The sequence below is a fragment of the Kosakonia sacchari SP1 genome, from assembly GCF_000300455.3.
Taxonomy (GTDB): domain Bacteria; phylum Pseudomonadota; class Gammaproteobacteria; order Enterobacterales; family Enterobacteriaceae; genus Kosakonia; species Kosakonia sacchari.
Genome location: NZ_CP007215.2, coordinates 4,222,962 through 4,249,810 on the forward strand (window position 1 = coordinate 4,222,962; position 26,849 = coordinate 4,249,810).

General features: G+C 52.9%; 28 protein-coding genes and 2 pseudogenes. 17 read left to right on the plus strand and 13 right to left on the minus strand.

Translation table 11 applies throughout. The annotated features are described in order from the left end of the window. The first annotated feature begins 381 nt into the window (after nt 1-381). From C813_RS42945 to C813_RS42975, 7 genes are all read left to right on the plus strand, one after another. Nucleotides 382-2,541 (plus strand): TonB-dependent siderophore receptor, encoded by a 2,160-nt coding sequence (locus tag C813_RS42945; protein ID WP_017457765.1) that lies wholly within the window; start codon nt 382-384, stop codon nt 2,539-2,541. A gap of 193 nt (nt 2,542-2,734) precedes the next feature. Continuing rightward, entirely contained in the window at nt 2,735-3,607 is an 873-nt protein-coding gene (locus C813_RS42950; RefSeq protein WP_017457764.1) for a carbohydrate ABC transporter permease, read from the plus strand. After that, a complete protein-coding gene (locus C813_RS42955; RefSeq protein ID WP_017457763.1) occupies nt 3,597-4,484 on the plus strand; it encodes a carbohydrate ABC transporter permease in 888 nt (295 codons plus the stop codon). The genes C813_RS42950 and C813_RS42955 overlap by 11 nt, the downstream gene beginning before the upstream one ends. Nucleotides 4,485-4,495: 11 nt before the next feature. Then, nucleotides 4,496-5,320 (plus strand): phosphodiesterase, encoded by an 825-nt coding sequence (locus C813_RS42960; protein WP_017457762.1) that lies wholly within the window; start codon nt 4,496-4,498, stop codon nt 5,318-5,320. Between the two features lie 4 nt (nt 5,321-5,324). Beyond that, the gene (locus C813_RS42965; protein ID WP_017457761.1) at nt 5,325-6,398 is read left to right on the plus strand and encodes an ABC transporter ATP-binding protein; all 1,074 of its coding nucleotides are present in this window, start codon (nt 5,325-5,327) and stop codon (nt 6,396-6,398) included. After that, nucleotides 6,391-7,713 carry an ABC transporter substrate-binding protein gene (locus C813_RS42970; RefSeq protein WP_017457760.1) on the plus strand — a complete coding sequence of 441 codons (1,323 nt, stop codon included), beginning with the start codon at nt 6,391-6,393 and terminating at the stop codon, nt 7,711-7,713. Before C813_RS42965 ends, C813_RS42970 begins: the two co-directional genes overlap by 8 nt. A 171-nt stretch (nt 7,714-7,884) precedes the next feature. After that, a complete protein-coding gene (locus tag C813_RS42975; RefSeq protein ID WP_017457759.1) occupies nt 7,885-8,160 on the plus strand; it encodes a hypothetical protein in 276 nt (91 codons plus the stop codon). A gap of 72 nt (nt 8,161-8,232) precedes the next feature. On the opposite strand, the gene C813_RS42980 is transcribed toward C813_RS42975, so the two are convergent. Continuing rightward, nucleotides 8,233-9,270, minus strand: coding sequence for a hypothetical protein (locus C813_RS42980; RefSeq protein ID WP_017457758.1), 1,038 nt, complete (start codon nt 9,268-9,270; stop codon nt 8,233-8,235). Nucleotides 9,271-9,420: 150 nt separating this feature from the next. On the opposite strand from C813_RS42980, the gene C813_RS42985 reads away from it, so the two are divergent. Beyond that, entirely contained in the window at nt 9,421-9,666 is a 246-nt protein-coding gene (locus C813_RS42985) for a zinc ribbon domain-containing protein (protein ID WP_017457757.1), read from the plus strand. 10 nt (nt 9,667-9,676) lie between these two features. Here C813_RS42985 and C813_RS42990 read toward each other — a convergent pair whose 3' ends face one another. Genes C813_RS42990 through C813_RS43000 form a run of 3 tightly spaced genes read right to left on the minus strand, consistent with a single transcriptional unit; the run spans nt 9,677 to nt 15,625 of the window. Continuing rightward, on the minus strand, nt 9,677-12,388 hold the full coding sequence (locus C813_RS42990; protein ID WP_017457756.1) for a DEAD/DEAH box helicase: 2,712 nt from the start codon (nt 12,386-12,388) through the stop codon (nt 9,677-9,679). Continuing rightward, nucleotides 12,378-14,267 carry a phospholipase D-like domain-containing protein gene (locus tag C813_RS42995; protein ID WP_017457755.1) on the minus strand — a complete coding sequence of 630 codons (1,890 nt, stop codon included), beginning with the start codon at nt 14,265-14,267 and terminating at the stop codon, nt 12,378-12,380. The genes C813_RS42990 and C813_RS42995 overlap by 11 nt, the downstream gene beginning before the upstream one ends. After that, complete coding sequence (locus C813_RS43000; protein ID WP_017457754.1) at nt 14,264-15,625, minus strand: hypothetical protein; 1,362 nt, start codon at nt 15,623-15,625, stop codon at nt 14,264-14,266. Before C813_RS43000 ends, C813_RS42995 begins: the two co-directional genes overlap by 4 nt. A 292-nt stretch (nt 15,626-15,917) precedes the next feature. On the opposite strand from C813_RS43000, the gene C813_RS43005 reads away from it, so the two are divergent. Continuing rightward, nucleotides 15,918-16,928, plus strand: coding sequence for an alpha/beta hydrolase (locus C813_RS43005; protein WP_017457753.1), 1,011 nt, complete (start codon nt 15,918-15,920; stop codon nt 16,926-16,928). A 16-nt stretch (nt 16,929-16,944) separates the two neighbouring features. On the opposite strand, the gene C813_RS43010 is transcribed toward C813_RS43005, so the two are convergent. Next, nucleotides 16,945-17,343, minus strand: coding sequence for a winged helix-turn-helix transcriptional regulator (locus C813_RS43010; protein ID WP_017457752.1), 399 nt, complete (start codon nt 17,341-17,343; stop codon nt 16,945-16,947). 167 nt (nt 17,344-17,510) lie between these two features. Between C813_RS43010 and C813_RS43015 the strand changes: the two genes are divergently transcribed. The 7 genes and pseudogenes from C813_RS43015 to C813_RS47590 all read left to right on the plus strand — a co-directional run bounded on the left by C813_RS43015 (nt 17,511) and on the right by C813_RS47590 (nt 20,747). Then, the gene (locus C813_RS43015; RefSeq protein ID WP_017457751.1) at nt 17,511-17,942 is read left to right on the plus strand and encodes a DoxX family protein; all 432 of its coding nucleotides are present in this window, start codon (nt 17,511-17,513) and stop codon (nt 17,940-17,942) included. Between the two features lie 53 nt (nt 17,943-17,995). Beyond that, entirely contained in the window at nt 17,996-18,544 is a 549-nt protein-coding gene (locus C813_RS43020) for a flavodoxin family protein (RefSeq protein WP_017457750.1), read from the plus strand. 244 nt (nt 18,545-18,788) lie between these two features. Continuing rightward, entirely contained in the window at nt 18,789-19,313 is a 525-nt protein-coding gene (locus C813_RS43025) for a hypothetical protein (RefSeq protein WP_017457749.1), read from the plus strand. A 2-nt stretch (nt 19,314-19,315) separates the two neighbouring features. Beyond that, a complete protein-coding gene (locus C813_RS43030; protein WP_017457748.1) occupies nt 19,316-19,747 on the plus strand; it encodes a putative T6SS immunity periplasmic lipoprotein in 432 nt (143 codons plus the stop codon). 179 nt (nt 19,748-19,926) lie between these two features. After that, nucleotides 19,927-20,391, plus strand: coding sequence for a hypothetical protein (locus tag C813_RS47580; protein ID WP_238593041.1), 465 nt, complete (start codon nt 19,927-19,929; stop codon nt 20,389-20,391). A 44-nt stretch (nt 20,392-20,435) separates the two neighbouring features. After that, a pseudogene (locus C813_RS47585) lies at nt 20,436-20,507 on the plus strand (HNH endonuclease); the annotation flags it as partial. Between the two features lie 6 nt (nt 20,508-20,513). Beyond that, nucleotides 20,514-20,747 (plus strand): hypothetical protein, encoded by a 234-nt coding sequence (locus C813_RS47590; RefSeq protein WP_238593067.1) that lies wholly within the window; start codon nt 20,514-20,516, stop codon nt 20,745-20,747. Between the two features lie 43 nt (nt 20,748-20,790). On the opposite strand, the gene C813_RS43040 is transcribed toward C813_RS47590, so the two are convergent. Then, nucleotides 20,791-21,687, minus strand: coding sequence for a LysR substrate-binding domain-containing protein (locus C813_RS43040; protein WP_017457747.1), 897 nt, complete (start codon nt 21,685-21,687; stop codon nt 20,791-20,793). Between the two features lie 129 nt (nt 21,688-21,816). Between C813_RS43040 and C813_RS43045 the strand changes: the two genes are divergently transcribed. Beyond that, complete coding sequence (locus C813_RS43045) at nt 21,817-23,169, plus strand: MFS transporter (protein WP_017457746.1); 1,353 nt, start codon at nt 21,817-21,819, stop codon at nt 23,167-23,169. 5 nt (nt 23,170-23,174) lie between these two features. Here C813_RS43045 and C813_RS43050 read toward each other — a convergent pair whose 3' ends face one another. The 7 genes and pseudogenes from C813_RS43050 to C813_RS47650 all read right to left on the minus strand — a co-directional run bounded on the left by C813_RS43050 (nt 23,175) and on the right by C813_RS47650 (nt 26,819). Further along, on the minus strand, nt 23,175-23,795 hold the full coding sequence (locus C813_RS43050) for a DapH/DapD/GlmU-related protein (protein ID WP_017457745.1): 621 nt from the start codon (nt 23,793-23,795) through the stop codon (nt 23,175-23,177). A gap of 554 nt (nt 23,796-24,349) precedes the next feature. Further along, nucleotides 24,350-24,700: a hypothetical protein gene (locus tag C813_RS47240; protein WP_065369409.1), complete on the minus strand. Its 351-nt coding sequence runs from the start codon at nt 24,698-24,700 to the stop codon at nt 24,350-24,352. Between the two features lie 292 nt (nt 24,701-24,992). Then, the gene (locus tag C813_RS43055) at nt 24,993-25,430 is read right to left on the minus strand and encodes a hypothetical protein (RefSeq protein ID WP_017457744.1); all 438 of its coding nucleotides are present in this window, start codon (nt 25,428-25,430) and stop codon (nt 24,993-24,995) included. A 2-nt stretch (nt 25,431-25,432) separates the two neighbouring features. Next, nucleotides 25,433-25,678: a toxin C-terminal domain-containing protein gene (locus C813_RS47595; RefSeq protein WP_238593042.1), complete on the minus strand. Its 246-nt coding sequence runs from the start codon at nt 25,676-25,678 to the stop codon at nt 25,433-25,435. Between the two features lie 93 nt (nt 25,679-25,771). Beyond that, complete coding sequence (locus C813_RS47600; RefSeq protein ID WP_238593068.1) at nt 25,772-26,026, minus strand: hypothetical protein; 255 nt, start codon at nt 26,024-26,026, stop codon at nt 25,772-25,774. 120 nt (nt 26,027-26,146) lie between these two features. Continuing rightward, nucleotides 26,147-26,390: pseudogene (locus C813_RS47605) on the minus strand (VENN motif pre-toxin domain-containing protein); the annotation flags it as partial. Nucleotides 26,391-26,687: 297 nt separating this feature from the next. Beyond that, a complete protein-coding gene (locus C813_RS47650; RefSeq protein ID WP_017457742.1) occupies nt 26,688-26,819 on the minus strand; it encodes a hypothetical protein in 132 nt (43 codons plus the stop codon). Between the last annotated feature and the right edge of the window lie 30 nt (nt 26,820-26,849).

A 26,849-nucleotide genomic window follows, 5' to 3' on the forward strand; every position in this document is an offset into this window, starting at 1 on the left:
ACAAAAATAAATCTCATTCTCTTTTCGATATTGCCGTTTGCTGCTGTAGTAGTCAAGTGCCGTTGCCAGTGAAACAAACAATCCTTTATTTTGTGTCACTACAAAAAAACGCCTCGCGGCAATTAAAAATAATCATTTTACATTCAAATAGATAACCAGAATTCATCACAGCTTTTCGCGTCGCATTTCACGCCTGAATCTGCTGTAGCAAATTTCTTTCATTTTGCGTTTACTACTACAAAGCCTCATGATTGAATGATTCTCAATTACATATCCGACGCTGTGAATCACAGCAAACGGGTAGAGTCGCGCAATCGGGCAATAAAACTTAAAAACGTTCACTCCTGCGTTGTTCAGGTTTTTTCGGGAAAAGTAGAATAAATGGCTGAGTTAACTCGTTGTATTTCCGGGCTGAAAGGGCACGCGCTGTTTTCTGCGCTCTTTTTAGGGGCGGCCTTCACACCGTTCACACACGCGGCAGACAAGCCGGAGCAAAACAAAGACGGCGATACCATTACCGTGCTGGCGGGCGCATCTTCCGCCGATAAACAGGCGACATCCGGCTACCAGCCGATAAGTTCTTCCACCGCCACGCTGACGTCCATGCCGCTGCTGGATATTCCGCAGGTGGTCAACACCGTGAGCGATAAAGTGCTGGAAGATCAACACGCCACCAGCCTTGACGAAGCGCTGTACAACGTCAGCAATGTGGTACAAACCAACACGCTCGGTGGCACGCAGGATGCGTTTGTACGCCGGGGATTTGGCGCCAACCGCGACGGTTCAATCATGACCAACGGCCTGCGCACCGTGGTGCCGCGCAGCTTTAATGCCGACGTGTCGCGCGTTGAAGTGCTGAAAGGCCCGGCGTCTACGCTGTACGGCATTCTCGATCCCGGCGGGCTTATCAATGTGGTCACCAAACGCCCGGAAACCCAATTCGGCGGCTCCGTCTCCGCCACCTCGTCAAGTTTTGGCGGCGGAACCGGCCAGTTTGATGTTACCGGGCCGATTGAGGGGACGCGGCTGGCGTACCGCCTGATTGGCGAGTATCAAAACGAAGATTACTGGCGCAATTTTGGTAAAGAGAAAAGCACCTTTATTTCGCCCTCGCTGACGTGGTTTGGCGATAACGCCACCGTCAACGTGCTCTACTCTCACCGCGATTATCAGACACCGTTTGATCGCGGCACAATCTTCGATCTCACCACCAAACAGGCGGTAAATGTCGACAGAAAGACCCGCTTCGATGAGCCGTTTAATATCACCGACGGCGAATCTGACATCGCGCAGTTAAACGCCGAGTACCGCTTTAACAGCGAATGGACCGGCAAAGTCGAGTACGGCTTCAGCCAGGATAAATACAGCGATAACCAGTCACGCGTGATGGCTTACGATGCCACCACGGGCAACCTGACGCGCCGCGTGGATGCCACGCAAGGTTCCACGCAGCGCATGCACACCACGCGGGCTGATCTGCAGGGTAATGTGAACATTGGCGGGTTTTATAATGAGATCCTCACCGGCGTTTCGTATGAATATTACGATCTGCTGCGTACCGACATGATCCGCTGCAAAAACGTCAAAGATTTCAATATCTATAACCCCGTCTATGGCAACGCCAGCAAATGCACCTCCGTCTCCGCCTCCGACAGCGATCAAACTATCAAGCAGGAGAGCTACTCGGCTTATGCGCAGGATGCGTTATACCTGACCGACAAATGGATCGCCGTCGCCGGGATGCGTTACCAGTATTACACCCAGTACGCCGGGAAAGGCCGTCCGTTTAACGTCAACACCGACAGCAGCGACGAAAAATGGACGCCAAAATTTGGCCTGGTCTACAAACTCACGCCATCGGTTTCGCTGTTCGGTAACGTGGCGAAAGCCTTTATGCCACAGTCGTCCATCGCCAGCTATATCGGCGACTTACCGCCGGAGACCTCCACCTCTTACGAAGTGGGCGCGAAATTCGACCTGTTCGACGGCGTTACCGCCAATATCACGGCGTTTGATATTCACAAACGTAACGTGCTGTACAACGAGATCGTCGGCGACGATACGGTGGCGAAAACCGCCGGGCGCGTGCGCTCGCAAGGTGTGGAGATGGATCTCGCCGGTGCATTGACGCCGAACATGAACGTGATTGCCAGCTACAGCTACACCGCAGCAAAAGTGCTGGAAGATCCCGATTATGCCGGTAAACCGCTGCCGAACGTGCCGCGCCACACCGGTTCACTGTTCCTGACGTACGACATTCATAACGTCTTTGCTGGCAATACGCTGACCCTCGGCGGCGGCGGTCACGGCGTTAGCCGCCGTTCTGCCACCAACGGCGCGGATTACTACCTGCCGGGCTACGTGGTTGCCGACGCGTTTGCCGCTTACAAAATGAAGCTGCAATACCCGGTAACGTTGCAGGTAAACCTGAAAAATATCTTCGACAAGACCTACTACACCTCGTCAATTGCCACCAACAATCTGGGCAACCAGATTGGCGATCCGCGCGAAGTGCAGTTCACCGTCAAAATGGATTTCTAATCTCCCCCAGTGAAAAGGTGAGAAAGTGCCCCGCTGAATGCGGGGCTTTTTTTGCCCCTAACACTCTCGTTTCCGCCAGCGCCTCACAGTGAACACCTGTTCATTAAACAGTCATTTGCGCGCCATCCTATTGCAGCATTTTTTTCACAGACTCTCAGGCTTTCGAACCCCGTAAATTCGTTTTCAGAAACTTATGAGAAAATACTGGCTTCCCTGGCTGATTCTGTCGCCGTCACTGCTGTTCCTGGCACTGTTTACTTACTTTCCACTCTTTCGCTCGGTGTATGACAGCCTGTTCGATACCCGCATGGCAACCCAGGATGCTCCGTATGTCGGGTTGGGCAATTTCGCCCGCCTGTTAGATGACAGCGTGTTCTGGCAATCGCTGTTCAATAACCTGATTTATCTGCTGCTGACGGTGATCCCGGGCGTCACGCTGGCGCTGCTGCTGGCGGTGGCATTATGGGAAAACCACCGCGTCAACCGCTGGCTGCGCACCGCCTTTTTCTTTCCGATGATTATCCCGATGGTCAGTGCCGCCGCACTGTGGCTGTTTATCTTTATGCCCGGCCTCGGCATGCTCGACCACTACCTGGCGCAGCTCTTTGGCCCGATGAACAACAACTGGCTGGGCCGCAGCAACAGTGCGCTGTTTGCGCTGGCGTTGATTGGTGTATGGAAATTCGCAGGCTATTACATGTTGTTCTTTCTCGCCGGGTTGCAGGGCATTCCCGCGTCCACACGTGAAGCGGCCGTCATGGAGGGGGCAACCTCAACGCAGGTGTTCTTTAAGGTGACGCTGCCGCTGCTGCGCCCGACCATCAGCTTTGTCGTTACCACCGCACTCATCTACTCCATTACCCAGATCGACCACGTCGCGGTGATGACGCGCGGCGGCCCGGACAACGCCACCACCGTGCTGCTCTATTACATCCAGAACCTCGCCTGGGATACCCACGATCTGGGCAAAGCCTCCGCCGCCACGTTTTTGACGCTGGTCGGGCTGTTTGTCTTCTCGCTGGTCAACCTGAAACTACTGGAAAGAGGAGCGCATTATGAGCGTTGAGATTACGCCTGCCATCAGCCGCAGCACGACCGTACCGCGCCCGTTGTGGCTGCGCCTGCGCCACTCCCGTCCGGTGACACTTGCGGTGTTGATGATTTGCCTGGCGCTGCTGTGGGTAAGCCCGTTTATCTGGATGCTTTCGTCTGCTTTCAGCGCCACCACCTTTGGCGAAGGCATGGCGTCGATTCTGCCGCGCTTCCCGCTGACGCTGGATAACTTCCGCGATGCGTGGAACAGCGCCAACTGGCTGAGCCTCTACGCCAACACGCTGATTTTCGCCTTCGGCACCTTCTTCGTGCAGTTGTTCACTATCACCACCGCCGGTTACGTCTTTGCCTGCCACGAATTTCGCGGTAAGCAAACGCTGTTCATCCTGTTTCTGGTGCAACTGATGATCATGCCGGTGGTGATGATGATCCCCAACATGCTAACGCTGAAAACCTTCGGCCTGCTCAACACCCTGACCGGCGTAATGATGCCCTACTTCACCTCGGCGTTCGGCGTATTCCTGATGCGCCAGGCGTTTCTCGCTATCCCGAAAGAGATCGAAGAAGCGGCGCTGATGGAGGGCTGCCGCTGGTGGCAGGTGCTGTTCCGCGTGATGTTGCCGATGTCGTGGCCGTCGGTGCTGGCCTTCGCCACCGTCAGCATTACCTACCACTGGAACGAGTATTTATGGCCGCTGATGATGCTCAACGATCCGGACAAACAGGTGCTGACGGTCGGCCTGGTGTCATTCGCCATGGGCGCGGAGTCCGGCGGCCAGTGGGGGATGATCAGCGCCGGGACGCTGATGGTCTGCCTGCCGCTGATGGTCGCATTTATCGCTTTTCAAAAGCAGTTTCTCCGGAGCTTTGGTTTTTCCGGGATTAAATAAGGAGTTGAGTAATGTTTTTAGCGCAAATTTCAGATACCCATTTCCGCAGCCAGAACGAGAAGCTGTACAGCTTTATTGATATCAACGCCGGAAATGCCGATGTGGTATGCCAGCTTAACGCGCTGCGCGAACGCCCGGATGCGGTGGTGGTCAGCGGCGATATTGTTAACTGCGGTCGTCCGGAAGAGTACCGCGTGGCGCGCCAGATCTTAGGTAGCCTCGACTATCCGCTGTTTGTTATTCCTGGCAACCACGACAACAAAACTCACTTTCTCGAATACCTGCATCCGCTGTGCCCGCATCTGGGTAACGATCCGCAGAACATGCGCTATGCGATTGATGATTTCGCGACCCGCCTGCTGTTCATTGATTCAAGCCTCGCCGGGGAATCGAAAGGCTGGCTGACCAACGACACGCTGAGTTGGCTGGAAGTGCAGCTTAGCGACAGCAAAGACAAACCAACCGCCATCTTTATGCACCACCCGCCGCTGCCGCTCGGCAACGCGCAGATGGATCGCATCGCCTGCGAAAATGGTCATCAGTTATTGAAACTGGTGGAGCGCTTCCCGGCGCTGACGCGCATTTTCTGCGGTCACAACCACAGCCTGACCATGACGCAGTATCGCCAGGCGACGATTGCCACCATCCCGGCGACGGTGCATCAGGTGCCGTATTGCCACGAAGACACACGCCCGTACTACGACATGTCGCCGCCGTCTTGCCTGATGCACCGCCAGATTGGCGAACAGTGGGTTAGCTATCTGCATCCGCTGTCGCATTACGCCGGCCCGTGGTTATACAACGAAAGCATCAGTTGCCCGGTAGATGAGCGTTAAGCCCATGTTAAGACTGCAAAACATCAGTAAACAGTTCGATGGCAAACCGGCGCTCAATGCGCTGTCGCTGGATATCCACGATGGTGAATTCGTGGTGCTGGTTGGCCCTTCCGGCTGCGGTAAAAGCACGCTGCTGCGGCTGATTGCCGGGCTGGAGAGCGTCAGCGACGGCGCGATACTGCTCGACAACGACGACATCACCACGCGTTCACCGCGCGAGCGCAATTTCGCGATGATCTTCCAGAACTATGCGCTGTTTCCGCACCTTTCCGTGCGCGACAACATCACCTTCGGCATGAAAGTGCGCCACGAAGAGAAAGCCAGCTGGCAACCGCGTCTGGAGCGCGTGGCGCAGATGTTGCAGCTCGACACGCTGCTGGAGAGAAAACCGGCAAAACTCTCCGGCGGCCAGCGCCAGCGTGTGGCGATGGCGCGCGCGATTGTGCGTAACCCGAAGCTGTTTTTAATGGACGAACCGCTCTCCAACCTTGATGCGCGCCTGCGCACCGAAGTGCGCGACAGCATTATGGCGATGCACCAGCAGCTCAAAACCAGCACCATTTATGTCACGCACGATCAGACCGAAGCCATGTCGATGGCCGACCGCATTGTGGTGATGAATGGCGGTCACGTGCAGCAAGTTGGTCGTCCGGAGCACCTTTATGCGCACCCGGCGAACCTGTTTGTCGCCGGGTTTATCGGCTCTCCGGCGATGAATCTGCTCTCGCTGCCGTGCGCCAATGGTAGCGTGCTGCTGGACGAGCAACGCCTGCCGTTACCGGTTCACGCGCGCGATGCCGCTGACGTGTGGCTGGGCATTCGACCAGAGCACATTACCGATACGCCGGAAGTGGACCAACTGGTGCTGCCCGCCACGGTGATTCAGCGGGAACTGATGGGCGCAGACTATCAGCTACATGTCAGCACGCCGATTGGCAATCTGCGTTATATCCGCCGTCACAGAGGCGATGTCCCCACCAAAGGGGACACCCTCCGCGTCGGTTTTTCACCCCTTGATAGCCATCTTTTTGATGCGCAAACCTTGCTTAACTTACACCAGGAGAAAGACCATGCATAAGCCTCTGCCAAAGACGCTGCGAGTGCTTACTTACGCTATTACCCTTGCTATTAGCGGTACTGCGATGGCGCAGGAGAAGATTGATTTCATGTTTCCGGCCCCGGTGGACGGCAAACTGACGATGGAGATGACGCGTGTCATCAAAGCGTTTAACGACTCACAAAAAGAGGTGGAAGTGCGCGGGATTTTTACCGGCAATTACGACACCACCAAAATGAAGGCCGAATCCGCGCAGAAAGCGGGCCAGCCGCCTGCGCTGGTGATCATGTCCGCCAACTTCACCACCGATCTGGCGCTGAAAGATGAAATTCTGCCGATGGACGAGTTGTTCAAATATGGCGACAAAAAAGCGGGCGATTTCCTGCAAACCGCCTTCTGGCCTGCGATGCGCAAAAACGCGCAGGTGATGGGCGTAACCTACGCCATTCCGTTCCACAACTCGACGCCGATCCTTTACTACAACAAAACGATGTTCGACCAGGCGGGCATCAAACAGCCGCCGCAAAACTGGAAAGAGCTGCTCGACGACGCGAAAAAACTCACCGACCAGAGTAAAGGCCAGTGGGGCATTATGCTGCCCTCGACCAACGACGATTACGGCGGTTGGATCTTTTCTTCGCTGGTGCGCGCCAACGGCGGCAACTACTTCAACGAAAATTATCCCGGCGAAGTCTATTACAACGCGCCAACCACCATCGGCGCGCTGCGCTTCTGGCAGGATTTGATCTACAAAGACAAAGTGATGCCCTCCGGCGTGCTGAACTCTAAACAGATCAGCGCCGCGTTTTTCTCTGGCAAGCTGGGCATGGCAATGCTGAGCACCGGCGCGCTGGGCTTTATGCGTGAGAACACCAAAGATTTCGAGCTGGGTGTGGCGATGATGCCCGCGCAGGAGCAGCGCGCCGTGCCGATTGGCGGTGCCAGCCTGGTGAGCTTTAAGGGCATCAACGATGCACAGAAAAAAGCGGCTTATCAGTTTCTGACGTATCTCGTCAGCCCGGAAGTGAACGGCGCCTGGAGCCGCTTTACCGGCTACTTCTCACCGCTGAAAGCCTCTTACGACACCGCCGAAATGAAAGAATACCTGAAGCAGGATCCGCGTGCGGCGATTGCACTGGAGCAGTTGCAATATGCCCACCCGTGGTACTCCACTTACGAAACGGTCGCGGTACGTAAAGCGATGGAAAACCAGCTCGCTGCGGTAGTGAACGACGAGAAAGTTACCCCGGAAGCCGCCGCCGGAGCCGCGCAGAAAGAAGCCGATGCATTGATGAAACCGTACGTTGAAAAAACGGCGCTGCAAGCTGTGAAATAAGCCATTCAGCCCCGCAAGGATGCGGGGCAGTTTTCCTTTTTCGCCATGATTTTCTCTGCTTTTTCAGTATCATTTGAGCGCCAGTCAACAGGCTTAACGCATTTGCGCTACAGGTTGGTCGCAACGAAAGAGGTGTTCAATGGGCTTTAGCGATAAGGGAGGTATCCAGCAATGATTGACGAGAAAGCAGCTATTGAATCCGCGAAAGCTTACGCGTTAAAAAACTTCATCAACTGCTGGGACTATGATATTCACCTTGCGGCGCTTGTAGAACTCGACGGTGTTCAGTATTGGGAAATTAACACCAACCTGGCTTCACCGCCCGGCACGCCATTCTATGAGCAAATATTGCCCTCGCCGATTCGGTATTATGTCGATCCACAAACCGGTGAGTGCGTCGGGTATAAAACCCATCGGGATAAACAGATTAGCCAGTGCAATCGGTGATAAGTATTGAGCAAGCCCCAGTAAGCATTTACTCACACGCCAGCCCTTGTGAATACTAAAACGGCTGGCGTTTTACTCTTCCCGCGCCAGAATTTTGTCTAAATACCCCTCTAACTGGTGGCGCTGCAAATAGTCGGTCACATCGCGTTCCCAGCCTTTGCCATCGCCCAGCACCGCGCGGCTATGCGTCGGGGCGTAAAGATAACGGGTGTCATACAGGTTCAGCAGCGACTGGTTCATTGCATCAATATTGGCCCCGGTTTTTTTGCACTTCTCCTGCTGGAGAGCCAGTGAGCGCAAAACCCGCTCCCGCGTCTCTTCGTCGGGGGTATAACTCCGTTCAGTCAGTTCACTGAGCACCAGAAACTGCGGTTGAATACCTTCTGCCAGCGCGGCCTGCAAACGATCGTGCCCGTCGAGGATCACGAACGATGCCAGCCCGGCGATAAACCACACCAGAATCGGCGGCAACTCGCCCTCGCGGCATTTCTTGCGCCACCACTTCACGCGTCCGCTGTTTGGCTCCACCGGGTAACGCGCCAGCAGCAGATGGCCATTCCACCACCAGTCTACAAACGTCACCTTTTCCGGGTTTTGCAGGTCGGGGAAATCCTCGTTCCACAGCGACCAGTTAACGCTGATTTGCGCGCTGCTGGCCGGCGTGTGAAACCGCCACTGCTCAAACGGTAGCGGTTTATTCAGCACATACGGCGCAGTAGGTTTGACCTGCTCCATTGGGCGCAGTAACCAGCGGCGCGGTGCCAGCAGCTGCGTTGGTGCCTCCATCAACTGGCGGGCAAAATAACGACACCAGTAGCTTATCCAGTTCGCGTCGCCTGCGCGTTTAGCGCTTTCCAGCTCTGCCGAGGTGATTGCCGGCAACAGCAATTCCTGACAAGGATGCTCCGCGTTGAACACCAGCCAGACACCGGAGTGATTTTTCAGCATGGTGGCCCAAAACAGCGTCTTACCATTGACCTGCAACGCCATGCGCCCGTTGTGCCCGCTGAGCATTTCCATCGCCTGACCGTCGCCTTCACGCACCATCAGTTCCAGCCCCTGCCAGCTCTCATTGCGATCGCGAAGATCCTTCCACCAGTAATCTGTCATGCCATCCTCCCTGCGAAATGAACGAAAAGTGTAAAACAACATGCCGCCCACAATAACCACGAAAATAATGCGCCTTTATGAGCGAATGAACAGTTTCCCGCTCCTCGCTTCTGTATATTTATCGTTCAACTCACTGACAAGGAGCACACCATGTCTCACGCCGAACTTCACTGCCACTCCTGTGGAATGCCGCTATCCGCACCGGAATCCCGTGGCCCCAGCGATAAATATTGCGTCTGGTGTACCGACAGCGAGGGCCAGTTGAAATCCTGGGAAGAGGCCGTTTCCGGCCTTGCGCAGTACCTGGATTCCTGGCAGCACGTCGGCAACGAAGAAGCGCGTAAACGCGCCGTTCGCTACCTGACCTCCATGCCCGCCTGGGCTGACAGAGCCTGATAACTCTCCCTTACTTTGCCGGGTCTGTTGCCCCGGCAAATTCCGCCGGATAAGGATCGACCGGTTTAAGGTCGGCCTGGGGTTTGCGCAGCGCCGCCTCCCAACCGCCGGTTTCGTCATTGAGATTGATCTCCCGGCTGAACTGATCAAAGTCGCAGGCATCGAGCTTCGCTTCAAAATTCCGTTTGTGCTGGATGAATGCGGCGAGCTGATCCTGATCCAGCGACTGCGCGAGGTAAGGATAGTGAATGCGCAGTTCCGTGGTTCCATGCGCTTTTAACAGATGGTTGACGCGGCCAAACAGCCGATCGACACGCCCCACGCGCTGCTCGTTATCGCCGGGTGTCCAGGCAATCCCGTAGTGATGCACCTGGTTACACTGCAAATGCAGGTTCACCCCTTCCTGGAACACAGACGTTGCCACCAGCACGTTGGGATAAAAAGGGCTGTTGAACCCGAGGATCAAGCGTTGCCGGTTATCGGTTTGGCCGCTGGCGTACCACGCCGGGCTTGAGAGGTTGGTCAGTTCCCGCCACGGTGTTTTCCAGTCAGCCAGTGGGTGATCGGTGATTTTTTCACACATCGCCCCGAAGGTTTCAATGCCATTGATGAAATAGCGCAGCAGTAACGATCCCGGCAATTTATCGGCAATGCTGGCGGTAAAATCGCGGTAGCGCTTTTGCACATCCGAGGTGGTGCTCTGGCGGCTAAAGCGGATAAACCAGCAGTAGAGTTCAATCATCACCGGGCTGGCGAAGAGGTAGCCCGTTTTCAGGTAGTTAGCGAGGTTTTCCACAATCGCCGGGTTGCTTGCCTGCCAGTCACGAAGTTGCTGCTGGCAATGCGCGGGCAGCAGCGGAAACATCATTCCCCAGGCCGTTTGCAGCGGTTGCTCATAACGGTTTTCTTGCACCTTTTCGCTACACGTAAGACCCGGCGCAGCAGGCCACGTTTGCAGGCGGGCGTCACGCGCCGCATCGCCAAAGTTATCGCGCTGGCGATCGGTAAGCCGGTAATAGGTGGCATATTGCGCACAGCAATAATCCGCTGCTGGTTCCAGAAACAAGGAGAACAGGCTTTCGGCCCGACGAAAACGCTGGCTGACGTTGGTGCAATCGGTTCGCTTCTCACCGCTTCTTTTCACCACAAACAGATCGGCGATTTTCGATGAGAGCTTCAGCTCATTTTGCTTGCGCGCGTTGATCTCCTCGTCTTCGCTACTCTCGGCTTCGTCTTCCAGGTACTCTGACGCCTCCTGCAACACCTGCGCAGCCTGCGTAAGGCGGTTGAAATATTTACGTGACCAGCCGCTTTTGCGCCACGCTTTTAGCGTCTCATCCGGGGATTCAACGCCCCAGGCAGAGATTATCTCCTGCGCCATCAGTTCGTCATATTCAGCATTAACGCGCTGAGTAATTTCTCGTACCGAGGGGATGCGGCGCACAAACACCAGATGTTTATCGCGATACAGCGGGCGTGGCGCAGTAAACAACTGCTCAGGCACGCACTGCTTAACCAGCGCGCCATATTTCGGGTGATCCGGAAAACGGTGGTAAATATCCTGAAACGCTTGCGTCAGCTCCGCCAGCAAACGGCTATCCGGCGCCTGATGAAAGGCGTCTCTCGCCATATCGTCCGAATTCTCTTCACCGCTTTCGCTGTCCTCTTTGGCAACAATACCGGTCGATTCAAACCCTTCGAGATAGCCATACTGGAACTGGCGGCGCTCGCCTTTTGCGCCCAGCATCTTGACGAGTTCGCGCTGGTAAAGAGCGAAAAAGAGCTCCGCATCAGTGTTGTCGGTAAAATCCGCCGCCGTCGCCTGCTCATGGCGGTAGTTATATTTATTGTTGGTCACGCCCTTTCCCTGCATTTGTCGCAGGCGGCGAATGGCAAAGGTTTTTAACAGCGTTTTCGCATCGCCGTCGGGGCTAATCGTGTCCGGATCGACGAAGTAACGCAAAATATCGGCGACATTGCGTGATGAAGAGTGATTCGGCGTCGCGGTGAGTAACAACGTTCGTTGCCCTAAGCGGTTATCGTCCTCACCAAAAAAGCGCTTCGCCGCCGCCGCGCGCTGGGATTTGCCATCGCGATTACGGAAGTAGTGCGCCTCATCAATGATGATGAGATCAAACCCTTGTTCGCCCAGCGTCGCTTTAATTTGCGCATGAATTTTCGCGGCCTGGCGCGCGGCGCGCTCCTGCACGTTCTGCTCTTTTTTCTCCCACTCCGGCACCAGCCCACTGAGCGAATGAATGGTGGTCAGGTAAAAATTGCCCCGTGATTCGCGGATGTCTTGCTCCAGCTCGGGCAACCTTGTGAAAATACGCGCCTCGTGCACTGGCTCCCTTCGGGCATTGCAAATCTTCGAATTTTTAGCGCGATAGTGATGCTGCAAAAAGGTTTTGTATTCCCGTTTCCAGTGCAGACAAATGTCTTTATTGGGCGCGAGGATAAGGATTTTCGCGTCGGGCTTTTTATGCCAGAGCTGGAGCATCACACCAATCGCCTGGTAGGTTTTACCCATTCCCACTTCATCGGCCAGCAGTGCCAGCTTGCGTTTCGCCAGAATGTTCCACAGCCCGGCGACACCCTCGGCCTGGCGCGCGGCCATAGACGCTTCCTGCGCATCGTATTGCCAGTCGTCTTGCGACGCGTCAAAACTCATCTTTTCCGCCACCGCCTGCGGGGTAATGGCTTTCCAGTTATCAGGCTTCATATCCACACCTTTGCTTTATCGCATCGAGGTACTGCTGGCGCTGTTTTCCCTTTACCGGTAATGGCGGAATGTCGATGACTAGCTTCAGCCACCAGTGGGCGGCGAGGCTCTTTTTGCGGTAGCGTTTTTTCGCCAGCTGACAGAGGCTTTGCACCTCGTTGGCCATAAACCAGCCAAACAGCGTTCCCGGTTGCGCGGCGAGGTTTTCGCGCACTTTCTCCACCAGCTCGAGCAAACAGCCAGGGCACGTGAACAACCAGTAGTGCAGCGAGGCATCATCGTTCAGGGTTTCGAGTTGTTCGCGGCGTTTTTCCAGCGCGTAGAAAAGGCGGAAATAGCTGGTGGCGCTGGTCTGTGCCAGCGGCTTTTCCTCCAGCGGCGCATCTTCTGCCGAATCGCCATCGCGCAGCGATTCCCGCAGTTGCACCGCGTCGTTGTCCTGCGGATCGACATCACTGATATAGCTGTTCAGAAGATCGTGCAGCGAGTCAAACCCGTTCACCCGGCGAAACGCCTGCCCCACTTCGTGAATAATCCCTTGCCAGTCCGCCTCGCCGGGACGGATGACGGTGTAAAAGTGCTGGGTTAACACCTCATCCGGCTGTTCGGCCACGAGATCGCGCAGTGCAATCAATGACTTACCGCGCCATCCCAGCGGAATCACCTGCGCGATACCCGGCAAGCAAAGCGCATACTGCGCGATGGGTTTGCCGTCAAACCATTCGCCGGATACGGCGTATTTGCCCGAGCGCCAGTCAAATTGCACCTGCAAATCAAAGGGTAGCTGATCGGGAACGTGCAAACCCTCGGCTTCCAGCAACTCGACGCTGGCGTAAGCGAAAGCCTTTTCATCCAGCACCGCGCCGACGATTTTTGTTTTCGGCGAAACGCGATGCACAATGCCCGCCTCGATGTTCCGGTGCGCCTCGTCTGTGCTGATGCTGCTACAGCCCGGCGCGGTGAAATTCCACGAGCCGATCGCCAGCGTTGCTGAGGTTTTCCCCGTCGCCAGCCAGACTTTGGCGTGGGTGAGTTCTGAGCGCTCGTCACGCTCCAGTGGGTTTTTACACAGGCGTAACTGACCGGATTGGCGCAAGGCTTCCACTTCCTCCCCGCCTGGCGTGCGCAAAAATCGCCCGTGCGCCAGGTCAGGCACCAGATCGACGCTCAGCGCCGGGTTACCAAAAGCATGGGATAAAGAGCCGATAAAACCTGCTAAATCTGCGGCCAGGTAAGGTGACCAGACGGAGAGCTTTTTGATGGTGTCGCCGTTCGCCAGCGCTTTCAGCAGCGTTTTACCGGAAAGGGAATGAATAAAATCCCAGTCAGGATCATCATGGGAAAATTTCCGCCGCACCGGAAATGCGTCGTCGACAACAATATTCGGGTCGACCTGCGTAAAAAAGGATTTGATCTGCTGATACTGCTTGTTGGTGCTGACGCGGCGAAAATCCACTGCTTCCTGGTTGCGCCCCCAGCCGCTGAGCGTCAGGTTCGCGCTGCCCGCGCCGAGGATCATGTTGCCGTGCACATCTTCGAGATAAATCACTTTGGGGTGAAAAAGGCTGTTTTGGGCATCCAGATGTGGGGCAATTTGCCGCACGGAAACCGGCAGAATGGCGATCGATGTGCGCTTGTGCTGCTCCTGGGTTATCAAACGCTTATCGCAATAGACGCGGAAATCGATCTTTTTGCGGGTGAGGTCAAATTGCAGACGTTCAAACTCGCTGCGGTTTTTCGGTGGCTCTTCCATTCCCAGCACCGCAGGCAGCAGGTGCGTTTCGATAAAACCAATATTGATATTAAAACTGGTCAGCCAGACCCGTTTTATCTCGCCAAGCGTGGCCAGTTGCGCTTTAAATTCGCTGATGAGTTTCACTGTTCCACTCCCCACAATCCTCGCAGCATATGGCGGAACTGCGGAATGTAATAATCGTTAACCCAGCCGTCATTCTGGCGATCGGTGCGCAGTGCGCGCACAGGAACCTGCAACGTTAGCGTTTCGCCAGTAAGCGTTATCCACGGTAACTGACCGCGGCTTTGCATCACATACTCATGATATTTGAGTAATTCAATGGCTTGCGCAGCAACAGAAGGTGCCTGCGCAACATGCAACAAACGTTCAAGGCGGGTATGCGCCGTGCCGGAAAGCGCGGGCAGCAGTGTTTTATCGTTTATCACCTGTTCAGCTCGTTTCGGCAGCGTTTCATCGTCCAGCCCGCGTTGTGCCCAGAACTGGCGAATATCCTCTAATGTCTGTTTTTTACGCTGCAATATCCCGGCAAATAACAGATCAATCGCCGCCAGGTAAGGTTCAACATGCACGATATGGCGCAGCAACTGGCGGTCGGCGTCGTTATGGCTAAGATGCAGCGCCTGGTGATAAACATCTGCCGCAGGCAACTTTTTCGGTGCCTGTTCAAGGGCGTCATACAGCGCGCCGGAAGCGCCTTCGCGTAAACGGCTCATCGCCAGCCAGAAATCTTTGGCGTAACTGCCCACATATTCCGACGAACGAAACGCCTGCACATACGCGCGGGTAATTTTGTTATCAATATCAGTAAAGCGCAGCGTGAGCCCTTGCTGGAGCCGCACGCCAAGCTGCGTTTTCAGACAGGCGCATAACAGGCGAAAAAGCGTTTTTAGCTGCGGTGTTTGTAAAATAAAGTGCCCGGCCTGTTGCCATGCAGATATGCCTTCTGCCAACTGATAATGATATTTTTGATCGAAGAAATGCATATTCATCATCGGCGTTTTATAACGCCCGTTGGTGCCGAGAAACAATTGTTGGGTCAGCAACTGGCTATCCGGTCCGTGGCCGAAAATAAGCCGTGGGTTATTATCGGATTTCGCGAATTTGTCGCGGGCTTTAACGATGCCCAGCACGCCGGTGGTAACGACACCCTTTTTGCTCTGGCTATCGCACATCGACAAGGTGTAAATATTCTCCAGGAAAATCAAACAGGCGTGCGTCAGTTTTACATCGTTTTTGCCGCCGTAGATTTTTTGTAATGCGTCGCCGAGGTGCGTTTTGTCATCACTGAGGACGCTACGAATAACAAAATGGTGGAGCAGATTGAGTGTGTAGTGACGAACATCATTGGCGACTGAACTAATACGGTTGCGAAAAATCTGTTGCCCGAAAGAGGACCAGACAATCAATTGACCAAGGGGATCAATATTCAATTCACCGCTGAGTGATTCGTCATATTCCGTAATAAAACGCTGAAGATTCATTAAAATTTTATTTAAGGAAAAACAGGCAATTATTATCCTCTTTTTACCGACGCCATGACATCCTCATCTTTGGTACTTTACAGGCAGGCGGGCGAGCCTGAGATTCGTTCATCAGTCTTTCTGAAAATTTAATCTTTTAAAAATCAATCAGTAAAACGCTATCGCGCATAAACCTTATAAATTTAGCTTGCAATCAAATAGCGCACTATTTAAATTGCACTCCACAGCCGGACACAACGGCACTTAACACAACCAACTAAATAGCGCGCGATACAATCGCAAAGGAGATAAGATGTCACGTTCATTACTGATTGCCATGAGTTTAGTTGCCTCCAGCGTTTCCACCGCCTGGGCCGCCGATGCGCCAACACCGACAGCGGGTGTGGCAAAATTTCTCTCCGCGCTGAACAGCAGCGGCGGTAAACCGATTGAACAACTTTCCCCGCAAGATGCCCGCCAGGTGCTGATTGGCGCACAACAGGGCGCGAAACTGCCACCAGCCGATGTCTCGGAAAAAACCATCACCGTTAACGGCCAGCCGCTGAAACTGACCATCGTTAAACCACAAGGCGCAACCGGAACATTGCCAGTGTTTATGTTCTTCCACGGCGGTGGCTGGGTGCTGGGCGACTATCCAACACATGAACGTTTGGTTCGCGATCTGGTGAATGAGTCCGGCGCGGCAGCGGTGTTTGTCAACTACACGCCATCGCCGGAAGCGCACTTCCCGGTAGCGATTAATCAGGCGTATGAAGCGACCCGCTGGGTTGCCGAGCACGGCAAAGAGATTGGGGTTGATGGTTCACGCCTGGCGCTGGCCGGTAACAGCGTGGGCGGCAATATGGTCGCCGCCGTCGCCTTGCAGGCCAAAGAACACCATACACCAGCGATTCGTTACCAGGTGATGTTCTGGCCGGTTACTGACGCGCGCTTTGAAACCGGCTCCTATAACCAGTTTTCCAACGGCTATTTCCTCAGTAAAAACATGATGAAATGGTTCTGGGACAACTACACCACCAAAGAGAGCGATCGCCGTAACATCCTCGCATCCCCGCTGGAAGCCAGCAGCGCGCAGTTGAAGGGCCTGCCGCCGACGCTGATTCAGACCGCCGAACTGGACGTGCTGCGTGATGAAGGTGAAGCGTTTGGTCGTAAGCTGGATGCCGCAGGCGTGCCAGTGACGGTCACCCGCTATAACGGCATGATCCACGACTACGGTCTGCTGAACGCCCTCAGTGAAGAGCCAACCGTGCGCACCGCCTTATCGCAAGCCGCACACGAACTGCGCACCCACCTGCAATAAGTCCCACGAACCCACCCTACGCGGTGGGTTCTTTTATTTTGGCCGGGTTCGCCTCGTCATACGCCACCTGCGCAGCCAGCACCGCATCCATATTGTGCTCCACCCAGTGCGCCAGCACGGAGACCGTTTCCGTCAGCGTGCGGCCCAGCGGCGTCAGACTGTACTCCACCGACACCGGTACGGTGTAAAACACCTGGCGGGCGATAATGCCGTCGCGCTCAAGTTTGCGCAGCGTCTGGGTTAACACCTTTTGGGTGATCATGCGGATATCCCGCTTCAGGCCGTTAAAACGCATCGGGCCATTTTCCAGCCGCGCCAGCACCAGCAGCGCCCATTTATCCGCCAGACGTGCCAGCATATCGCGCGTCGGGCAGCGGTTATCGTAGATATCGTAAGGAATGGACGGCTTAATCATAACGACAAACTCTCGTAGTAGGTTTCCTTGAGGAAACGTAGTGCCCTTGGGGTGCCTTCTTCCGCAACCGGAACCGGATGTGTATAACTCAAAGCCTAAGTTTCTATTTGATACTAAGGTGCCAGAAATGGCAAAAGTTCTCCTGCGCAATAGTGAGGAATAAAAGGATGATTACCCGGCTGAACAATGCGTTTCTCAGTCTCACCACGCACCCGGAATTTGGCAAGCTGCTGTTGCGTCTGACATTTGGTGTGTTGATGCTGTTCCACGGCGTGGCCAAAGTGCAACATGGCATCGGCTGGATTTCCGGCATGCTGGTGGCGCAGGGCTTGCCGGGCTTTATTGCCTACGGCGTATTTATTGGCGAAATCATTACGCCAGTGCTGATTATTATTGGTCTGTTTACTCGCCAGGCGGCGTTTATTTACGCCTTCAATATTCTGGTCGCCACGTTACTGGTCGGCATGGGGAAATTCTTTACCCTGACTAATGTTGGCGCATGGGGTCTGGAAAGCGAGGCGCTCTATTTCCTGGGCGGTTTAAGTATTATGTTTTTGGGCGCGGGGAAATACACCCTGTTTGCTGGCAAAGAAAAATGATGGCGATCGTGCAAATTGGTTTGCACGACATCTCTCTTCGATAGGGGAAAATTATGTCTACTGTTGTGATCTATTATTCCGGCTACGGCCACACCAAAGCAGTGGCGGAGAAAGTGGCCGAAGGCGCCAACGCACAGCTTATCGTCATTGATAATAACGGCGATATTCAGGAGAGCGACTGGCAATTGCTGAATGACGCAAAAGCGATCATTTTCGGCGCACCAACCTATATGGGCGGCGTACCGTGGCAGTTTAAAAAATTCGCCGACGCCAGCTCAAAAGCCTGGTTCACCCGCGCCTGGCAGGACAAAGTTTTCGCCGGTTTTAGCAACAGCGCCAGCCTGAACGGTGACAAACAGGTATCGCTGCAATACCTGCAAACACTGGCCTCACAGCACGGCGGCATCTGGGTAAGCCTCGGTCTGCTGCCCGCGAATACGCTGGCTGCAACGCGCCAGGACATCAACAACCTCGGCGGCTCCGTTGGTCTGCTAGTGCAGTCTCCATCCGACGCGGGCGCAGACCAGATCGCCTCCGGCGATCTGGATACCGCAGTGAAATTCGGTCAACGCGTCGCGGATATCGCGCGCCGGTTTAACTGAGTTTTCTGGTAATTCAATAACAAAAAGCCAGGGAAACCTGGCTTTTTTGTGGTTTGATAAAAAACCCAATTAAGAAAAATCTCATTTCATAAATTTAGATATGCAGCAAGCATTTACCGGCACTTATCAATATCGGTTATTCTGCTTTTTGAATAATTTCGCCCATATAGAAAAGTGGAGAATGATTTAATGCAATGGATTGCTGGATCGCGAATCCTATGACTTGAATACAGGGATATATTTAATGGAAAAAGAAGGGAAACTACGCTTACTGACGTCTGGTGAAGTAAGAATGGCCAGAGCTGTATTCGGTGACTCAATCGAATATCACAAAGTTTGGGTACACCATGATAGCTATTTTCCATTCGGCCTTCAGCCGGAAAATGCAGGGATGGCGCCGAATGGAGAACTCTACTTCCGGGCATGGTACACAGATGATTTTTCAGTATCTGACCTTCCTCATCGGCACATCTTTATCCATGAAATGTGTCATGTATGGCAACGAGGCAGAGGCATGAACGTGCGGTTGAATGGATTAATAAGCAAGCTGGTCAGTTATCACTATACGCTTAATGGCCGCCCGTTAAGAAGGTATCCGATGGAACAACAAGCGCAAATAATTACCGACTGGCACATACTACATACTTACGGCTATATCGCGTGGTGCACACTGAGAGAACGGGGCGATATCACACTTGATGGTGATATTTCAGAAAATGTCATTCGTCCTCAATATCAAAAAACGCTACAAAACTTCCCATGGTGCTGATCATGAAAAAAAGGATCTTTTTTATACTCCTGTTTCCTTGTACGTTTATATTGGCAGGCTGTCCCGGGCAAGGGGATAGGCTGCAACCCGATGAAATAACAACAGTAAAAAAAACAGGAAATAATATTTGTTTTCTGGTCCCTGATGCAGCGGAGTATCAACCTACCATAATGACAATTGGTCTACGTGATAAGCCAGCAGAAAAAATGTGGCGAGGTGATAACCCAGCCTTAAAAGTACAAAATGGCCAGCTATGTATTCCCCCAGCACTTTATACTTTTCCTGAAAACGGCCAGTATGTTGTCCGTTATGTCCTCAAATCCAGCCAGCAAAATAAACCTGTCAGAAGTGTCGTTGCCGCCATTGAAGTAACGAAAACCGGCGTTCGTAACCTTCCCCTCCAAAGCAATGAAGGCGTGAGATATTATCAATAACGCGGTTACAGGGCTCGCCCAATCTTGGTGAGCTCTGAGCCGAACATCTTTATTCCATTCATCATCCCTACATATGACTTCTCTTATCGATACTAATGATATTTACGCTGTTATCATTTCCATCATAAATAGCTTCGTGTAACGATAGCGTATGATGTCAGCGATTTATTGGAGAGAATATGAGCACGCCAGCAGAGCAGCTTCTGGAGGTTGCCTGGTATATGTCGAAGTATGGTCTGGACAACCCACCGCCACTATTTGGTGTTGATCAATGGAACGAAGCATACGCTCTTTTCTATCCGCGGTTTGGGGCGGGAAAATCTTCAGAAGAGTTTTACAACAGTCTTAAAAACTGCCGAGGTCGCTTTGATTCATGGATGCCAAACCCACGTAGAGGCTGGCGTAACAGTGATGGCACGCCAAAAAAATTGCCTGCCGCTTCACAACGCGTTATGGAGCGAATGAATGCACTAACAGAGCACATTGCAGAACAACATGTTTTGTCGTTAATCACAGCGAATACCTTTGAGCAAGCACAGCAGGATATAGAACATATCCAGAAGGATAAGAATCTCGACGAAACCACACGAGAGCGGTTGGTTGCAGCCCGCCTGGGTCAGGAGATTTCAGGAAGGCGTGTTTAATACTTTACCCTGTATGCCCGATTACCGGGATAGCGTTTCTTCCCATGTTAAGGGCCAGCCACATTAAACCCTGGTCAGCGTGTAGTACTGGAAAAGAACGTCTCGATCCTTATAACGGACTCATGCTGGCAGCGCATATTGACGTTCTTTTCGACCAGGGCTGGATGTCATTCGAAGACGATGGCCGACTCTTATTTAGCAAGGAACTGAACAATGAGGTAATTGAACAGCTAAAGCTCCCTGCAAAAATTCCCCCAGTTACTGAGCAGTCAAAAATTTATCTCAAGTGGCATCGCGAAAATGTACTCAGAGTTGCCGGTAAAAAGAGAGCAAAAAAAGTTGAAGCGCTATTATGAAAATGATGAAAGTAATAATCGAGATAGCCACGCTGCCAGTAAGTTACTTCGCTACTGTCTCAAACTCTCCCTGCACCCACTGTTTAAACCGCTGCACATCTTGCCGCTGCGCTTTCTCGCGGCTGGTCACAAAATAATAATTCCCGCCGGGTAATTTGCCGGGCAACGCGATGCGCAGCAGCTTCTGTGCCAGCGCATTCTGGATCAATAACTCGCTGGCGAGCAGCACGCCCTGCCCGGCGATCGCCGCCTGAATCGCGTGCGTCTCATCGTCAAAACGAATGCCGGATTGCACCGGTAAACCTGCCGGGCCAAACGCCGCTTGCCAGTGCTGCCAGTCCGGTTCCGGCGTCGGGACATGGCGGTTTTCGATATGAAACAGCGTTAAGCCCACCAGATCTTGCGGGCGCTTCAGCGCCAATTGCGGGCTGGCGACCAGCACAAAGCGATCGCGATACAGCAACGTGTTATCCAGCGTCTCATCGGCCTGCATGCTGTAACGGATCGCGCAATCTGCCATTGCACCGCGCACATCCACCAGATCGGTGCTGCTGTGCAAACGCAGCTCCAGTTCAGGATGGCGTTGATGCAGCGAAGGAAGGCGCGGCACCAGCCAGTTGGTCAGGAAGTTGGAGGTGGTGCTTAGCGTCAACGCCCCCGGCTGACTGGCACTGTCGATGGTATCAACCGCTTCGCGCAGCGTGGCAAACATATTCCCCGATGCGCGAAACAGGATCTCTCCGGCAGCCGTTAACGTGACGCCGCGCGCCGAACGGTTAAACAAGCGTTGGTTCAAAGACGCTTCCAGCACACGGATCTGATGACTGATTGCCGTTGGCGTCACGCCAATCTCTTCCGCCGCCGCTTTAAAACTGGCATAGCGAGCAACGGCATCAAAAGCGCGAATAGCGGAAAGCGGTGGTAAACGGCGCGTGCGCATAGCTGAATTTAACTCATCTTTTGCTGAAAAATATGACTTTGCCTGACCTGCAAATAAAGGCGTAGCCTTTCATGCATCGGGAATAACCATGAATGTTATTCATCCTTTGTAGATTAACAGGAAAACCTCATGACGCAACTCAACGCACTGGCTGCGCCCGCTTCAACACGCTATTTTGCACTGCTGGCGCCAGGCATCGCCCAGGCGCTGATCGCGCTGGATTACGCCATTATCTACGTTGCGCTACCAACGCTGGCGCACGATTTACAGCTCTCGCTTAGCGCGATGCAGTGGGTGGTGTCGCTCTACGGCCTGACCTTCGCCGCGCTACTGTTGCTCGGCGGAAACTTGTGCGATCGCTTTGGCGCAAGGCGCGTTTTCAGCACCGGCATGGCGCTGTTTTTACTGGCATCCGCCCTCGGCGGGCTGGCACACAGTGGCGAACTGTTGCTGGTTGCCCGCGCCGGGCAAGGCATCGCCGCAGCGCTACTACAACCCGCGGTGCTGGCCCTGATCGGGCAACGCTTTCACGGAAAATCGCACCGCCGCGCGCTGGCAATCTGGAGTGCGATTGGCGCACTTGGATTGGTGGCGGGCGTGGTACTCGGCGGCGTACTCACAACGCTAAGCTGGCGGGCAATCTTCTTTATCAACCTGCCGCCAGGCTTGCTGGCGCTGTGGCGGGTGAAGCGCGATTTTCAGCACTTGATCCCGCAACGTGACACGCCACGTTCCGGCGTTGGTGCGCTGGTTGGCTGCGCAGCCGCCGGCGCACTGGTATGGGCGTTAATGCGCTATGGCGAAACGGGCACGGCGGATTTTCTCGCCAACCGGCTGGCAGCGGCGATGTTGTTGCTGTTTATTTTGCATGAGCGCTTTGCCCCGCAGCCGCTGTTATCGCGCGCCTTGCGCAGCCTGCCAGGCCTACAAAGTGGCTGGCTGAGCAGCGCCTGTTATATGGCGAGCGTCGGCAGCCAGTTCTACGCCATGACACTCTTGTGGCAACAGACATTACAGCTCGACGCCGTCACCACCGGGCTACTGTTCACGCCGCTGGCGCTGCTGATTGTGGCGGGCAACGCGCTCTACACCCGACTAACGGCGCGTTATGCCAGCGCGAAAGTACTGACGGCAGGATTTGCCAGCGCCGTGCTCGGCCTGTGGCTGCTGGCCATTTCGCTGGAGGATCCGATGTCGCCCGCGTTTATGTTCGGCATTGCGCTGAGCGGTATTGGCCACGGATTGATATACCCGGCAATGTTTGCCGTGGGGTTAATGGCAGTACCCGCGCACCAGCAGGGGCGCGCCAGTGCGCTGATGATTACCAGCCAATACATCGCCGGAGCGATGATGCTCGCGATCATTTCCGTGCTGCTGGGCGCGCAGCCGGACTTAACCGCATGGTCAGTCGTCTTTCATCTGTTGTGCGGCGCAGCCGTGGCGGGCATGGTGATCGCACTCTGCACCCGGGAGCAGCGATAGCGCTGTTACGGTTTACTCCACTTTTCGCAAAATGCCTCGATGCGTTCATCCTGAAAATCAGCCAGCCGCTCAATGATGGTTTCCAGCGGCCAGTCCCACCAGGCAATCTGCTGCAACTGGTGGCCGATATGCGGCGCGAAGCGCAAGCGGATCGTTTTTGCCGGGACGCCGCCGACGATGGTGTAAGGCGCGACATTTTTACTCACTACCGCACCGGCGGCGATCACCGCGCCGTCGCCCACGGTCACGCCAGGCAATACAATGGCCGCATGGCCGATCCAAACATCATTGCCAATGGTGACGCTGTCGCCACGGCGACGCGCGAAAAAGTCGTGATCGCGCGTGGCGCTGGCAGAGTAGTACTCGGGGCAGTAGGTGATGCGATGCTGCGACGGGCGTTCCATCGGATGATTGGGCGCGCCGATACGCACATTGTTGGCGATCGCCACAAATTTACCGATCTGCGCATCGGCGACGGTGCAGTATTCCCCCAGGTAGGAGAAATCCCCCAGCGTGGCGTACTCCATCAAACTGTTGGCCAGCACTTCACACTGTTGGCCAATTTTGCATTCGCGTATGCGTACGCTGGGGTCTATCCAGGTTTCGGCGAGTTTTACGAGCTTCATTGGTGGTTTCCCTCATGACAGATCGCACTACTTTATGCCGGTTCTGTGTAGGGAAAATGACGGGGAGAGAGGGATTTTGGGTAAATTTGACGGGTAATAATACAATGTCGATGCAAAAAGCGCTTGTAATTATACAAAATGATTCAACTTTATAAGTTTATTTTAATAAACCGTTACACATAATAGATATTTCTGGCTTTAATCTAACTCCTATTTGCGTCAGCATATTAAAAAAACTTACCCCCTGAAATTTCAATTTTTATCTCGAAGCTATTTACTCCTTCGCTGAAATAGCTTAGCTGCTTTACCCGGCAAACCAAATAATAAAGATTCATGTGATGATGATTTACCTCATTCGTTATGGATAAAATATATCACTGCGAGTTTCTTTTAGAGATCTGTAATATTTATGGGAGGAGATAACGAAAATAATAAAGATGCCGTATGGCGCCTTGGGAACAGGACGCTCTTTCGATACAACATTACATCAGGTGAATTCTTGCACGGCATAACAGAATCTATCCTTGCTCATTATTTACGCAACCTACTTTAGGTTACATAATTAACACACTACTGTTTACTACCACATATGGCTTTATACGCACTTCTATTCTGGTAAGAAATTCTCCATGGCGGCTTTCCGCATATAAATACTCCCCCGACTTGTCATTTCTTATAGAGAATGAGCTCACTCCCTCAATATAACTGTGGGCATTTTCGTGCTGACCACTTGTCAGGTTATATTGAATCCAACCGGCAGCAATGCTGTATGAAAATTGAACGCAAAAGCCATAATCATCACTATATTCATATAAAAAGCTACCAGCATCTTTATCCAAACAAACAGGGGAACTCTCAAAAAAAGCCAGAAGATCTAACTCATCAGGACTACTTTCAATAAACATTATTTCTTAACCCCATTTTTGGGAATGATAGCGATAAATTTTCGGACTCATTCCTAATCATAAATATTGTCTGTAATACTATTGCTTTATCAGATGGTCCAATGAAAAAAGCCTCTGAGCAGGTCACCTGCGCTTGATTAAGAGCGTCATCCTTTGATGGACTCAGTAAATTTGTAAGAACACCTGTTTTACCTCCACGTACTTTTTGAGATTTCCGGGCTTGGACGTATTTCTTGTGGAAATATTTTTAAAACATCACTTCATTTTAGCGAAATAGATTACCAAATAGTATTTACTCCTTTAGGAACTCATAAAATTTGATGACACTTTCCATATCAGCACTCCATTCTGATATTTTCACACCATCTTCATTATGGGTAATGCGAGGCTCAATGAACTCATTTATTTTTTCAGCAGAAAAGGCATTGCATTTATCAAGAAATAATATTTTATTTTGTACAAAAACTTTAGCACCACAAAAATACAAAACCCATGTAAATATAAAATTTGCATTATCAGGCTCATACATTGAGACAGCTAAAGCTGCATGGTTCCTATTCTTAAATCCCTGTTCAAGAGACACAAGCCAATTCTTTTTGTAATCATTCAGAGTCCAATATGAAAGAAGGATGTTCATTGCTTCTTTATAGTCGTTTATTACTATTGCTGCTGGCAAAACTAGTTCGCCCTCAACATGTACAACTTCTTTTTCTGGAAAAATACCAAACATAATTAGTCCTTAATCCTGTTTAAATTTTCATCATAAGTTCCCATCCTGTTTCCTTTGCGATCAAACATTTTCCAGTCATTTGTTACATTATGGCTATCAATATCATGTGTAATATAGGTTTTACCGCCAAAGTATGCAGGTTGACCATGTGAATTAAATGTTACTTTATATGGAGGAATTCTGGGATCAAATCCCAAATTTTTAGCGGCTTTATCGGCTTCTTTTCCTTTAAGGGCTAGATAAGCCAAATCATCTTTACTTGGACCATCAGGGATGGGGGTAACCGTCGTATTACCGCCAGTATTTGGGTTACCGTCTGGGTTACCTGTATTGGTTGCTCCCTATTCAAAAGGTTGATCAGAACCGGTATGCGTTGCTCCCTGTTCACCACTCCGATCAGGATTAACCAATTTCCCACCTGTCAGGTCCGGATTATAAATCTGGTCTCCAGCAGTATCAGTAAGCTGCTTCTTGTCGTACTCCGAATAACACACCCATCCGAACATACATTCAGTCGCGTTGTCCAGCCAATCTATCCACGTTTTTATTTTTTTATCGATACTCTTGGCTACATCCTCCCTGGCTTTCGCCATCACTACATCGCCTGGCAAGACACCATACGGAGCCGGCCGTTGCTCGTCCTCATATCCCTCGGTGTTGTTTTCAACCGTCGTTTTACCGGCCTGCGCACCCGCTATAGCATTTGCCCCACTGTCTCCCACCAGCCAGCCCGGACGCTAAAGTGGCCAGCGCCGAAACAGTTTGTTTCTGCTCCTCACTTAGTTTGCTGACATCTTTTATGCCCCACGCGTCGAGGGCAATTATCCCGGCCAGTTCACCCGTTGCAGCGCCTGCCGCTGCAGTGGCTGCGTTTTTTCCGCTCGCCGCTGCCAGTGCCGCATTGACCACCGCGTGTGCAAGAACAAGTCCGGCGGGATTGGTGTCCGGGATCTGTTTCACAATTTCACCAGCAATATACGGCGCAGCGGCACCTGCGAGCGCGGCTTTAATATTGCCACCAGCCAGCGCCTGTATCGCCGCCGTGGCTGCCGTTATACCGCGCTGAAGCGGGCTTCCCGTACCCGGATGGCCTTTGTTCAGGGTCTATCGAGAGGGCAGCAAAATATCTACTGTGTCGTGGGGCAGCCCACTTAGGTTAGGTGCCTGTTAAATCAGTTCGATTTTTGTGGTTCCGGTTTGTTTACCATATAAATTATCCACCCTCCCCTCACATTCAGTCCTAAGGGCTATTTGGCTTCAAACATTTTGCGCTGATATCTGCCATTTGCTTTCCTTGCTGTCACGCCAGGCATGCCATCCAGGCTGTAATCCAGCAAGATCTGCAATAGAGGGATCGAGATCAACGATATTCTTCAAGCTGAGCAACATAGCATCATCCTGCGTCACTGGTTCAGGTTG